Below are 12678 nucleotides of genomic sequence, written 5' to 3' on the forward strand. Positions count from 1 at the left end.
GCTTCCTCTAGCAGTTTGCAAAAGAAATTCATTCCTGAAGATCAGGTGATTCCCCTGTAAGACGCGAGCATCAGAGAATTCATATAAGTTGTAACTTTGAGTGAATAAATATCATTTACCAGCTTATATAGCGGAGGTTGGCCCTCCTTCTCGTATTTGCGGATCATACATTCCCATATATCTTTACCTGTTACATATTCATAGCCCAGGAGCCGGAATTCTTCCGCTTTACTTGCACACATAGCCTCGATCACATCACTAAGCTCCTCGTACTTCCACGGTTCCGATTCCATCGTGTTACACCTCCCAAGGTTTGCTCGCTGAAGCAGGCTACCGGATATATATTCGACGTTGCCCGCCGACTATCCTTCTTCCTGCAAAAAAGATGTCGCCATTAAAGCTTGTCATGGATTGGTCAGGGTCAAGCATATCAATATACAAGCCCCGCAGCAATCCGCGGACCGGCATGCCCACCTGCGTTTTAATTTATTTCATTTCAGGAAGAAGGAGTGTCCCTTGAATAAACAGAGGAAGCAGACCTTTATACAGGGAACGATGATTTTGCTGGCCGCAGGCATTATTAACCGGATGCTGGGGTTTATACCCAGAATCGCACTGCCGCGGATTATCGGTGCCGAGGGCGTTGGCCTGTACCAGCTCGGATATCCCTTTTTCATCGTGCTGATTACGGTCATTACAGGCGGTATACCGCTTGCCATTGCAAAGATGGTTGCCGAAGCGGAAGGGGCAAACCGTCCCGAGCAGTCACGCCGCATTCTGCGTACGGGACTTACATTAAGCTTATCGCTCGGCTTGCTGTTTACGGTGATAGCGCTGCTGAGCGCTTCATGGGTGACACGCTTTATTTTGACGGACAGCCGTGTATATTATACCTTTGTCAGCATGACGCCGATGATTTCCATCGTGGCCGTGTCCTCCATCTACCGCGGTTATTTCCAGGGCAGGCAGAATATGATCCCTTCCGCACTTTCGTCGGTGCTGGAGTCGGTGATCCGGATTTTTTTCATGCTGTGGTTCTCCTATCTGCTGCTGCCCAAGGGTATGGCCTTTGCGGCCGCGGGAGCGATGCTTGGGGTGACAGTCGGGGAGATTTTCGGGATGCTGGCGCTGCTGGTGCAATACTATTTTATAGTAAAACAAGACAAACAGGACAGCAGCGCGGCAGGTCTGCCATCTGAGCCCATCCTCGATCATCAGCTTCAGGCGGCTGAAAAGACTAACGGTCCGGTGCTCAAACGCTTACTCGGCATTGCCGTTCCTGTCACGGCGGGCAGGCTCGTCGGCTCCTTTTCTTATCTGCTGGAATCGATTATTACTGCCCGCAGCCTGGCGCTTGCCGGAATAGCTGCGGCGGCAGCCACTGCACAGTACGGCTCCCTCCAGGGGATGGTAATTCCGCTGCTGCTGCTGCCGGGGGTGCTAAGTTCTTCATTGGCGGTTTCACTCGTCCCCTCCCTGTCGGAAGCGGCGGCCCGCCGTGACCTGCCGGCAATCCACAAACGGATGCATCAGGCGCTGCGGCTCGCCATGGTTACCGGCGCTCCCTTTGCCGCCATTATGTATGTGCTTGCCGTCCCGCTATGCACAATGATGTACGGCAATGCGGACACCGCTCCGATGCTGCGGATGATGGCGCCGTTTGCGCTGTTCCTGTACGTGCAGGCACCGCTGCAAGCTGCCTTGCAGGCCATGGACCGGCCGGGCCGGGCGCTCATTAACACCCTTGCCGGCGCAGTGGTCAAAATCCTACTCATCCTCATGCTGGCCTCCAGGCCGGAATACGGAATTTACGGCGCTATTATCGCCATCATCGTCAACAGTGTTCTGGTCACACTGCTGCATTATTCAAGTGTAGTGAAGCTTATTCAGCTGTCCCTGAGGATCTCCGATCCGCTCAAAACAATTACAGCCATGATTATCATGGCTGCCGGGACCTCTTATGTGTACACTTCTGTGCCGCTCTCCGGCACCATGTGGCTGCAGTTCCTGTTCGCCGCTTCCAGCGGAATGGCACTGTATCTAGGTATCTGCCTGCTGTCCGGACTGATCTCTGTCCGGGACCTGGACCGGGTTCCCTTCTTCAGGCGGCGGCGTTAGGCATCACCGGCTGCGCAGCCGGTCTACATAAATTTTGCCTGTATGGTCAATGGAGCACAGAAATACATCGCGGAACTCGGATACGCCTTTCTGGCGGATCTGCGTCCGCAGCCAGAACCGGTTTTTGCCGATCATTTCCAGGTTATCATCCTGAACCTTCCCGTCCATGATCAGCGGCACCGGCAGACCTTCATATCTGATTTTGCTCTTAGACAGATTAACGCCTGCAGCTTTTCCGGAGTTCCCTGATTTACCGGAACCGCTAGAGCCGCCGGAGCTGTCACTGCCGCCGTCAGAACCTCCTCCAGAATCCTGCCCCTCGTTCTCGGCAGTATCACTGCTGTTGCCGGACTGGTTCGAAGACGAGACATTTTTATTCTTCTCAATCACTGTCAACTGGCCGCTTGTCTCCAGAATAGCGAATTCCACATCGGCCGGACTGACAATATTCTGCCCGCGCAGCTGAAGCAGCAGATCATCCATATTATAGCGCTGTCTGCGCATTTCACTCCGGTGCAGCTTCCCGTTTGAGATCAGCACACTTGGCCTGCCGTCAATCAGCAGCCGCAGCTTTCTGCTTTTAAGACTGAGCTGTGCGACAATAATCTGGATTACAACCAGAGTTACCATCGGGGTTATACCGTCATAGATGGGGCGTTTAATGTCATCAATGACAAAAACAGCAATCTCCGCAATCATAATGGAAATCGTCAGGTCAAACACTGACAGCTTGCCGATTTCCCGTTTCCCCATAACCCGCATGCACAGGAAAATGAAGAAATACATCAGCACGGTCAGAAAGATGTGGCTGGCAATATGCTGGAGCATATTCTCTTCGCTCCCCTTTCCGCTTCTCACCCGCAGACGCTGCTGGGTGGATGAATGTAACCCTATTCTGACCTCACTGCCAAGAGAACATTCGGAAGCCCGCTTATAAATTAATGGTAAATGAACGGCCATTGCCAATCTTGTACTATTGGGGCAAGCCCTCCCATACAATAATTAATAACTAAAACAGCTTAAAAAACTAAGGAGATGCTTCCGAAGCCAGTTTTTCCGAAGTAATTTCGGAGAAGTAACGCTAAAAAAACTAAGGAGATGCTTTCGAAGTCAGTTTTTCCGAAGTAATTTCGGAGAAGTAACGCTAAAAAACTTTTAGGGGGTTCTATCATGTATTTAATCCGGCGTCTGTTCTCGTGGAGAATATCAAGTCCTGTACTCTCGGGGTTATGCCGCTCCTTCATGTGGATGCTGCTGGGAGCCGTCGTCCTATCGCTCCTGCTGTGGAGCAGCGGAATGAAAGAGCAGGATCTCGCGATGTACACCTACATTGTCCACGGTATTGCCGCCGCATTCGGCGGTCTGACTGCCGGACGTCGAGCGGTAAGCAGGGGCTGGTATCAGGGTGCGCTGACAGGGGTATTTTATGGAGTAATTGTGCTGCTGGTCGGTTTTCTTGCCCTGGACAGCTCTCCTGCTGGCATTGACGGCTTATGGGTGCTGACAGCAGCAGCAATCGGTGCACTCGGAGGAATATTTGGTGTTAATTTACAAAAAAACTAGAAAATTTAATTTTTCAAGAACCTGAAATCTTTTATTAAAAATATGTTACACTGGGTTCATCTGATTTGTTTATCTTCAAGGAGGCTTTGAATATTTTGCTTTACCAATCGATGAATCATGTAGTGCTGTTCACAATCGTAGCCGTAGTCCTGTTAATCTGGCTCGGTTCCAGGCGCAACCCTTTGTTTGCATTTCTAGAGGTCGGGAAAGAGCTGCTCCGCTCCTATAAGTTCTTATTGATTGTTGCCGGCATGATCAGTGTCCTGACCCTTAATAAATATGAATTGCAGATTGAGAAAAAAATGCATCTCGGCTCCAACTTCACCTCATTTATTTTCGGGATCGAGGGGCATTTCGTCCAGCATATCCAGCAGCTTTTTTATGCGCCCTGGCTGACCCCGGTCATTGTGTTCTTCTATATTTTTATGCTTCAGTCCGTACTCGGCGCTTCGCTGGGTGTGTACCTGCTCGATAAAAACCGGGTTATGCTCTATGCAACATGCTACACGATCATGCTGGTCTATGCCGTTGCGATTCCCTTCTATCTCTACTTTCCGGTCAACGAGGCCTGGTCCTATGCCCCGGCAGGCGTCAGATTCGTCATGCTGGATGTTTTTCCGAGATTTGAACAGGAATACCGGCCGCTGTCCGGTCTGAACAACTGCTTCCCGAGTCTGCATACGGCCATATCTGTTTCTACTGCGATCCTGGCTTACCGCTCCGGTAACCGGCGCTGGATGGTTGTTACAACAGTCTCGGCGGCTATGATTGTGTTCGGAATTTTCTATCTCGGCATCCACTGGCTGACTGATATGATTGGCGGTACGATACTTGCCGTAGTCTCCACTTCTGTGGCTGTCCAGCTGGCGAAGCTGACTCTGCGCAGCGGACAGGAGACCCTTACCGTTCCCAGCCGGGCCACGAATTCCTGATTATTTAACCCCAGCTATGAAAAAAGCGGCGTTTCTCTTAAACAGAGAACGCCGCTTTTATGTACGTTATTATTCTTTTTCCTCCGCAACTGTAACGGCATGACTGATCGACCCGCGGTCAAAGGTCAGCTTGGTTACATCATTTACCCGCAGAACAACGATATCGTCGGACAACTCAACAATCGTTCCGTGCAGGCCGCCGATTGTAACGATCTTGTCGCCCTTCTTCAGCGCTTTCAGCATGGAATTGCGCGTCTTGGTCTTCTTTTGCTGCGGACGGATCAACAGGAAATAGAATACCACGAACATGAGCACAAACGGGCCTACCAGACCCAGAATGCTGCCGCCGCTTCCAGCTCCACCTGATGCTAATTGAAACATATTTCTCCCCCCCTTCAATATGCATAAAGCACAATCTAGTTCTCTAGTACGCTTATCCTGCAAGTTAAAACATCACTGTTCATACTGCAATAAGACCCTATGGTAAATACACAGTGTACTAGAAGCCTTTAAGATTATCATACAAACCGTACTGTGCAAAAAACTCATCACGGAAATCAAGCAGCCGGTCTTCTCTGATTGCTTCCCGGACCTTACGCATCAAATCCAGCAGGAACTGCAGATTGTGATAGGTCGTTAAGCGCAAGCCAAAGGTTTCATCGGCCTTGATCAGATGGCGCAAATAAGCACGGGAATAATTCCGGCAGGTATAGCAGTTGCACTCCGGATCAAGCGGTCCGAAATCACGGGCATACTGCGCATTGCGCACAACCAGTCTTCCCTGGCTGGTCATCGTGGTTCCGTTGCGGGCGATACGGGTAGGCAGGACGCAGTCGAACATGTCCACTCCGCGGATTGCCCCTTCAAGCAGCGCATCCGGTGAACCGACGCCCATCAAGTAACGTGGTTTGTTCTGCGGCAGGAGCGGAACGGTATAATCCAGCACATCATACATAATCTGCTTGGACTCACCGACACTAAGCCCCCCAATAGCATACCCCGGGAAATCCATGGAAGTCAAATCAGCAGCACTCTGACGGCGCAGGTCTTCATACATGCCGCCCTGCACGATTGCAAACAACCCCTGGTCCTCCGGACGGGCATGAGCCTTGAGGCATCTTTCCGCCCAGCGCGTTGTGCGCTCCAGTGATTTTTTGACATAATCATATTCTGCCGGGTAAGGCGGGCACTCATCAAAGGCCATCATTATATCGGATCCGAGTGCGTTCTGAACCTCCATTGCCACTTCAGGTGACAGGAACTTTTTGTCTCCGTTGAGGTGGGAGCGGAAATGTACGCCTTCCTCGGTGATTTTGCGCATATCACTGAGCGAAAATACCTGGAACCCGCCGCTGTCGGTCAGAATCGGACGGTCCCAGTTCATGAATTTATGCAGTCCGCCGGCTTCGCGTACAATATCATGGCCCGGACGCAGGAACAGGTGATAGGTGTTGCTCAGAATAATCTGGGCATCCATTTGCTTGAGCTCTTCAGGAGCCATTGTTTTGACGGTTGCCTGTGTGCCCACCGGCATAAAGGTAGGTGTCTCGATAATACCGTGTGGTGTGTGGACTCTGCCGAGCCGGGCTCCGGACTGCTTGCAGGTCTTAATGTGTTCATACGTAATTGCTGCCATATAGTTAACCCTTTCTCTTGCTTAATAAATAAACATTGCATCTCCAAAGCTGAAGAACCGGTATTTCTCCCTGATTGCTTCCTCATAAGCGGCGAGAATATGCTCCCGTCCTGCTAAAGCACTGACTAGCATAACTAGTGTGGATTTCGGCAGATGGAAATTCGTAATCAGCGCATTGACCACAGTAAACGGATAGCCGGGATAAATGAAAATATCCGTCCAGCCGCTGCCGGCCGTGAGCGGTCCGCCCGCTGCCTCTCTGCCGGCTGTTTCAAGCGTCCGGCAGGAGGTGGTGCCGACGGCAATAATCCGGCCGCCCCGCGCCTTCGCTTCATTGAGCAAATCCGCTGTTTCCTGGGACAGTTCATAATATTCCGCATGCATAACATGCTCTTCTACCTTCTCTACCGACATAGGCCGGAAGGTGCCTAGTCCGACGTGAAGAGTAATATAAGCGATATTTACACCCTTTGCCGCAATTTGTTCCAGCAGCTCTTTGGTAAAATGCAGACCAGCTGTCGGAGCAGCCGCCGATCCTTCATGGCGGGCGTACACCGTCTGATACCGTTCGCGGTCATCGAGTGTCTCCTTGATGTAAGGAGGCAGCGGCATCGAGCCAAGCCGGTCGAGAATTTCCTGAAAAATCCCCTTATAGATGAAGCGGAGCGTCCGTCCGCCCATATCAGCCTCTTCTTCAATAACAGCCTTAAGCTCATCGCTGAACACAATTACTGCACCGTTCTTCAGCTTCTTGCCCGGCTTCACCAGTGCTTCCCAGCGTTCTTCACCAAGATTCTTGAGAAGCAGCACTTCTGCTTTGGCACCGGTATCTTCCTTAACCCCGAACAATCTGGCCGGAATAACCCGGGTGTCATTCAGCACCAGCGTATCTCCGGGCTGGAACTGCTCCAGTATATCTGTGAAATGCCGGTGCTGTATTTGTCCGTTCTCCTTGTTCACCATCAGCAGTCGTGAAGCACTGCGGTCAAGCAGCGGAGTCTGGGCTATCAGCTCCTCCGGCAAATGAAAGTCATAATCTTCTACGTTCATACTCTGTCTTCATTCCTTAACTATAGTAACGTTATAAAAATAGTGTTGCAATATTTGCTTATAATCATACCCGTTGTCCGCCATGCCCTTAACGCCCCATTGGGACATGCCGAGGCCATGGCCGTTCCCCCAGCCGACAAAATAGAATCCGCTGGTTCCGGTTACGACACGTGCAGAAGTATCTGCACCCATGACAACTGTTCCGCTGGTATTAGCGGACACTTTGCCGGTTGCGGACAGTACGCCTGCTGTCTGTGAACCGCTGACTGTAGCCGTTTTGCCGTCAGCGCCTAATACAGTATAACTTCCGGAAGGTACAATATCAAACAGAGTACTCGGCAATCCATTAAAGGCAGACCGGAATAAATCCGGATATTTCACCTGCAGAATTTCTCCGTTTGCCTTCACCTGGGTAGCTCTGCCCGAAGGTCCGCGCTGGGTTACCTGCAGGCTGCTGATCGAGGACGGAAGAGCATTACTTGTCTTGCCGCTCAGACTTTTGAGCAGCTCAGCTGAAGTATACGGTCCCTTGATCCAGCTGTAGCTGCCGTTTTCATAGACCTGATCCAGCACTACAGCGTTGTCTCCCGGATTCAGCTTGCCTACGGGATTAGCACTGCTTTCGATAACCGGCAGAGGCCGGACATTGACATCTTTGGTTGTTGCTGTCGCAAGGCTCAGTCCGGCGGCATTCTTTTGGCCGGTCAGTTTAATATTGTCTTCACGCGCATAACCGGCCACGCCGCTTGGCAGCAGCAGATAATACCACTGCTTCGAGGATGCCACTGCCGCTTTATCCTCTGCACTAGGTACACTGACGAAAGGATCGCCGCCGTTATTCCATACCTCGGAAGGATCGGCTGTCTTGCCGCCGCTGTTGGAAGAGAAAACGGCCTCGACTACCTTGCCGCCGCTCATCAGCACCTCGCCTGCAGTATCATCGACCGCCTTAATAATTGACGGTGCTTCAGCGCCGGTTCCGTTATATACCTGGCTAAGTGTTGTATCAACTACATTGGCAACCTCGAACTTGTTGCCCTGGGCCCGCGCATAGCTGCGTGCAGCTACTGCCTGGGCCTTCAATGCTTCGGACGGCCAGCTTGAGGAAACCTCGCCGCCGACTACAGCATACAGATATTGCTCCATAGACACCACATTAATAACTGCAAGTGATCCGGCAAGTCCGCTGAGCTCCAGATCTCCGCGGTAGGTGCGTTTGGATCTTTCCGTGATCTGTATCCCGGATGCGTTGCCGGCGGCCAGAAATTTCGCTCCGCTGCCGGAGACTACATAATGATAGGCCTCACTCTGGCTGCTCCAGTCCATCCCTGCATCACTGCGGATGATCAAGCCTGGTGTACTGACAGCTGCGCTGCCCAAGGATAATTGCGGAAGTACCGCTGCTGCCTGTGCCTGCAGAGCAGTCAGCTCACTGTCGTTTACCGCTTCCCCGGCCCATACCTGAAACCGGGCGCTGCCGTCAGCGCCGGCCGCCAGTACCTTCCAGGCATCTATGCCGGCAGCCGTTATACTGCCCAGCACTGCCTCCGCTTCCTGAGAGGTAGAAAAGTCTCCGGCGAGAAGGTGCTTGGTACCCTTCACGGCCGCCGCTTGTCCGTCGGGAATCGGCAAGCCTGCTTTATTCACGCGGGCAAGCCCGTCCTTCGCAGCAGCTTCACTGGCATAAGGAGCGGTGTACAGCTGATATACATTGGCGCCGCCGCGTGTAGTTACGAACAATTGCGGCTTGTCCGAAGTGGCCGTCAGCTTCTTCGCGGCATCAGCCGCGGTCTGCCAGGAGGAGGTCTCCATCACTTTAATCTTGTACAAATCGAGGCTCACACGGATTCTGCTGTTCCCGGGTACGGGCAGCAGCGTTGTTCCGCCGGACATCAGATTGAATGCCTCTGTTGATTGTAATGTAACGTACGGGACAGTGGATTTATATTTGCTGCCGATATCGGCATAAAGCGCAACCCGGACCGGTGCGGATTCGGCATGACTGTCAGCTGCAGGAAGAAGCATGCCTCCGGCTGTCAGCGCTGCGCACAGGAGCACACGGCTCAGCCGCCTGGCAAATTTCATCATAGGATCCCCCTTGAAGTTATTATTGTTGAGTTCTTAATGCTGCTGCGGCGGAAGCGGCAGCCCCAGATGATGATAGGCGGCAGGTGTTACAATTCTGCCTCTTGGCGTCCGCTGCAAAAAACCGATCTGCAGCAGATAAGGTTCATATACATCTTCAATGGTCTGACTCTCCTCGCCTATTGTAGCGGCAATCGTATCCAGCCCGACAGGCCCGCCGCGGAAGGAGGTAATCATCGCGTTAAGCATCTTGTGGTCAATGCTGTCCAGACCGCGCGGGTCAACCTGCAGCATCTTCAGCGACTCGGCAGCGATATCCGGGGTGATAATCCCGTCGCCCCGTACCTGAGCGAAGTCACGGACCCGCTTCAGCAGGCGGTTGGCAATCCGCGGTGTCCCCCGTGAACGCAGGGCAACCGCCTCTGCCGCATCACCGATAATCTCAATGCCGAGCATTTCGGAACTGCGTGAGACTATGAAGCTAAGCTCATCAATCGTATAGTACTCCAGCCGGCTGACCACACCGAAACGGTCGCGCAGCGGCGCAGACAGCAGCCCTGCGCGGGTCGTCGCCCCGATCAGCGTAAACGGCGGCAAATCCAGCCGGACAGAACGGGCGCTCGGCCCTTTGCCGATCATAATATCAAGGGCAAAATCCTCCATCGCCGGATACATGACCTCCTCCACCGTACGGTGGAGCCGGTGAATCTCGTCGATGAACAGCACATCGCCCTCCTGCAGATTAGTCAGCAGGGCCGCCAGGTCACCGGGCCGTTCAATCGCCGGGCCGGAGGTGGTCCGCAGATTCACGCCGAGCTCATTGGCGATAATGTTCGCCAGCGTCGTTTTGCCGAGTCCCGGCGGGCCGTACAGCAGTACGTGATCCAGCGCTTCGCTGCGCATTTTGGCGGCTTCAATATATATTTTAAGGTTTTCCTTCACCTGATTCTGTCCGATATATTCGCCCAGATAACGCGGACGCAGGCTGAATTCCACCGCCTGCTCGTCCATCATCAGATTGGCTGATATAATCCGGTCGTCCATTATTTCTCACTCCGTTCTTCAACACTGTTCCCACGCTTCAAAGCAGCCGCCTATTTGGCTATATACAGCAGCCCCAGCGCCTTCTTCATCAGCACATCGACAGTCCCCGTATCCGTGCCTTCCTTCTTCATTGTCAGCCACACACGGTCAAGCTCTGCTTCTGTATAACCCAGGGCCTTCAGTGCATCCCGCGCTTCTTCCCAAGGCAGGGCGGCAGCCTTCGCATCCGCTTCAGCCGCTACAGCGAACAATCCGGTCTGGATTGGCACGGAGCTCAGTCCGTCCAGCTTGTCGCGCAGGTCGAGGACCATCCGCTGGGCGGTCTTTTTGCCGATGCCCGGCAGCTTGGTCAGGAACGTGATGTTCTCCTGGTAGATGGCCGAGATCAGCTGGTCCGGCGTTCCGCCGGTCAGAATGCCGAGCGCCACCCGCGGTCCGATGCCGGACACCTCAATCAGCTTGCGGAACAGCTTCTGCTCCTCCCGGGTCGGGAAGCCGAACAGCAGCGTGGCGTCTTCACGTGTCTGATAATGGATGTAGACCATTACAGGCCCTTCGGTCTTGGCAAAAGCATAAGGGTTCGGGCAGAACACCCGGTATCCGACTCCCTGGATATCCAGCACAATATATTCGGATTCCAGATAAACGACGGGTCCTCTTAAAAAATCTATCATTTTCGCAATACCTCATTTAATTTGGAATTAAGACTCACAGAATGGGCATGACACACGGCTACCGCCAGCGCATCCGCCACATCATCCGGCTTCGGGACTGCGGACAGCTTCAGCAGCAGCTTCACCATTTCCTGGACCTGCTTCTTCTCGGCCTTGCCGTATCCGACAACCGCCTGCTTCACCATCATCGGCGTATATTCGGAGACCGGAAGCCCCTTCTGTACAGCTGCCAGAATCAGCACGCCGCGGGCCTGTGCCACCGGGAGTGCAGTGGTTACATTACGGGCAAAAAACAGCTTTTCAATCGCAACCGCATCCGGCTTATACCGTTCAATCAGCTGAACCATCCCCTCATAAACATGCAGGAGCCGTTCTTCCTCCGGCGTATGCGCCTCCGTCTGAATGGAGCCATACTGGACCGGTGTCAGTTTATTTCCTTCCTTATCAACAAAACCGAAGCCGACAATCGCCAGCCCCGGGTCAATTCCCAAAATACGCAAATCCGCTCTCTCCTCTGCTTCAGGAAGGATTTCCCTATACTGCATCCATTGTCCGCCGTTAAAGCGAACATATGTATTCCTTCTAACCATTATAGCAAAAAACACTAGTGCCGGAGCAAAAAGTTTAACCTGTGTGCAGAAAAGAAACTTTAGTCCCACGCAGCGCCTGATTTCTTCCGCATAAACAAAAAAAAGCCGCCCCGGCCATTATTCATGGCTCAGGACAGCTTCTTACCAGCTATTTATTTTTCCCTTTGCATTACCTGTTCTGCCGAGTCCCGCGCGTAGTCGCTGAAGGTCGAAAGCACACTGTTGTACTCCTCGATATCCTGCACGCGTATCCCTTCATGCAGTTGCTTCCACACCTCTTCGGGAAGTGAGGATTTCATCGAGCCCATATCCATCTGAAAAAAGGTCTTCAGCACCTCTTCCCCTTCCGGCCGGCCTTTGAACAGGCTCAGATTGCCCTCTTCATCGACTCCGATGTAGGCATTCTGCTTGGTCAGCGGTGACAGGTCATTTACCCGCTTCTCCAGCCAGAGGTCGCCCTCACCGCTGATCCACCCGCTCCAGCCCGGGCGGTCTTTGATCAGCGCTTTCTGCCGGGCAGGGCTTTGCAGCCCCGATAATGTCTGAATCTCCTCACCGGTCACGTAAACCGTTTTGAGATGAACGGAACGGCTAATTCCCTCAGTGTTTACCGTCTCCAATAATTTAGCACGTTCCAGCGTAATACTGCCGTCTTCTCCGGTATTATGATGAACAGCTGCCAGAGCCGCTACACTGTTATCCTGGTTTCCGCCCGGCAGCGGATCATAGAATGTACCTGCCGCTTCCGGCATATTCCATTCAGCCGTGCTGAGCAGCCGGCCCAGCTGCTGCGGAACCTGCATCCCCCGCCAGGCGAGCACCGTTAATACGATACAGGCCGCTCCAACCCAAGGGGCATTTTTCCACCGTCTCCACCGCCGCCACAGTTGTTTTTTCAAGCGAAAAGCGTTCACTGTAATCCCTTCATTCTGCTGTTTTGGCTATTGTGGCCTGGAGAGGGAGGGATTATGCGCCTTTTGCGGAAA

The 12678-nt window shown here is 52.9% G+C and carries 13 protein-coding genes; 3 read left to right on the top strand and 10 right to left on the bottom strand.

Annotation, left to right across the window (positions count from 1 at the left end; translation table 11 throughout):
- Positions 1 to 41: 41 nt before the first annotated feature.
- A complete protein-coding gene (locus NST84_RS23575) occupies positions 42 to 293 on the bottom strand; it encodes a post-transcriptional regulator (RefSeq protein WP_342562549.1) in 252 nt (83 codons plus the stop codon).
- Positions 294 to 516: 223 nt separating this feature from the next.
- Between NST84_RS23575 and spoVB the strand changes: the two genes are divergently transcribed.
- Positions 517 to 2118 (top strand): stage V sporulation protein B, encoded by a 1602-nt coding sequence (gene spoVB, locus NST84_RS23580; protein WP_342562550.1) that lies wholly within the window; start codon positions 517 to 519, stop codon positions 2116 to 2118.
- Between the two features lie 3 nt (positions 2119 to 2121).
- Here spoVB and NST84_RS23585 read toward each other — a convergent pair whose 3' ends face one another.
- A complete protein-coding gene (locus NST84_RS23585; RefSeq protein WP_342566506.1) occupies positions 2122 to 2946 on the bottom strand; it encodes a DUF421 domain-containing protein in 825 nt (274 codons plus the stop codon).
- 342 nt (positions 2947 to 3288) lie between these two features.
- On the opposite strand from NST84_RS23585, the gene NST84_RS23590 reads away from it, so the two are divergent.
- Together NST84_RS23590 and NST84_RS23595 are read left to right on the top strand one after the other, a co-directional pair.
- Complete coding sequence (locus tag NST84_RS23590; RefSeq protein ID WP_342562551.1) at positions 3289 to 3681, top strand: TIGR04086 family membrane protein; 393 nt, start codon at positions 3289 to 3291, stop codon at positions 3679 to 3681.
- A gap of 86 nt (positions 3682 to 3767) precedes the next feature.
- The gene (locus NST84_RS23595; protein ID WP_342562552.1) at positions 3768 to 4613 is read left to right on the top strand and encodes a phosphatase PAP2 family protein; all 846 of its coding nucleotides are present in this window, start codon (positions 3768 to 3770) and stop codon (positions 4611 to 4613) included.
- Between the two features lie 69 nt (positions 4614 to 4682).
- Here the strand turns inward: NST84_RS23595 and yajC are convergent, their stop codons facing one another.
- From yajC to NST84_RS23635, 8 genes are all read right to left on the bottom strand, one after another.
- Positions 4683 to 4994: a preprotein translocase subunit YajC gene (gene yajC, locus NST84_RS23600; RefSeq protein WP_342562553.1), complete on the bottom strand. Its 312-nt coding sequence runs from the start codon at positions 4992 to 4994 to the stop codon at positions 4683 to 4685.
- A 118-nt stretch (positions 4995 to 5112) separates the two neighbouring features.
- Positions 5113 to 6249: a tRNA guanosine(34) transglycosylase Tgt gene (tgt, locus tag NST84_RS23605; protein ID WP_068726619.1), complete on the bottom strand. Its 1137-nt coding sequence runs from the start codon at positions 6247 to 6249 to the stop codon at positions 5113 to 5115.
- A gap of 21 nt (positions 6250 to 6270) precedes the next feature.
- Positions 6271 to 7299, bottom strand: a complete 1029-nt coding sequence (queA, locus tag NST84_RS23610; protein ID WP_342562554.1) for a tRNA preQ1(34) S-adenosylmethionine ribosyltransferase-isomerase QueA — start codon at positions 7297 to 7299, stop codon at positions 6271 to 6273.
- A gap of 9 nt (positions 7300 to 7308) precedes the next feature.
- Positions 7309 to 9384, bottom strand: coding sequence for a SpoIID/LytB domain-containing protein (locus tag NST84_RS23615; RefSeq protein ID WP_342562555.1), 2076 nt, complete (start codon positions 9382 to 9384; stop codon positions 7309 to 7311).
- 36 nt (positions 9385 to 9420) lie between these two features.
- Positions 9421 to 10428: a Holliday junction branch migration DNA helicase RuvB gene (ruvB, locus tag NST84_RS23620; RefSeq protein ID WP_342562556.1), complete on the bottom strand. Its 1008-nt coding sequence runs from the start codon at positions 10426 to 10428 to the stop codon at positions 9421 to 9423.
- Between the two features lie 50 nt (positions 10429 to 10478).
- Positions 10479 to 11102 (bottom strand): Holliday junction branch migration protein RuvA, encoded by a 624-nt coding sequence (gene ruvA / locus NST84_RS23625; protein ID WP_342562557.1) that lies wholly within the window; start codon positions 11100 to 11102, stop codon positions 10479 to 10481.
- Positions 11099 to 11602, bottom strand: coding sequence for a crossover junction endodeoxyribonuclease RuvC (ruvC, locus tag NST84_RS23630; RefSeq protein ID WP_342562558.1), 504 nt, complete (start codon positions 11600 to 11602; stop codon positions 11099 to 11101). Before ruvC ends, ruvA begins: the two co-directional genes overlap by 4 nt.
- Before the next feature lie 242 nt (positions 11603 to 11844).
- Entirely contained in the window at positions 11845 to 12591 is a 747-nt protein-coding gene (locus NST84_RS23635; protein WP_342562559.1) for a BofC C-terminal domain-containing protein, read from the bottom strand.
- Between the last annotated feature and the right edge of the window lie 87 nt (positions 12592 to 12678).

The sequence above is a fragment of the Paenibacillus sp. FSL R7-0345 genome, from assembly GCF_038595055.1.
Classification (GTDB): domain Bacteria; phylum Bacillota; class Bacilli; order Paenibacillales; family Paenibacillaceae; genus Paenibacillus_AQ.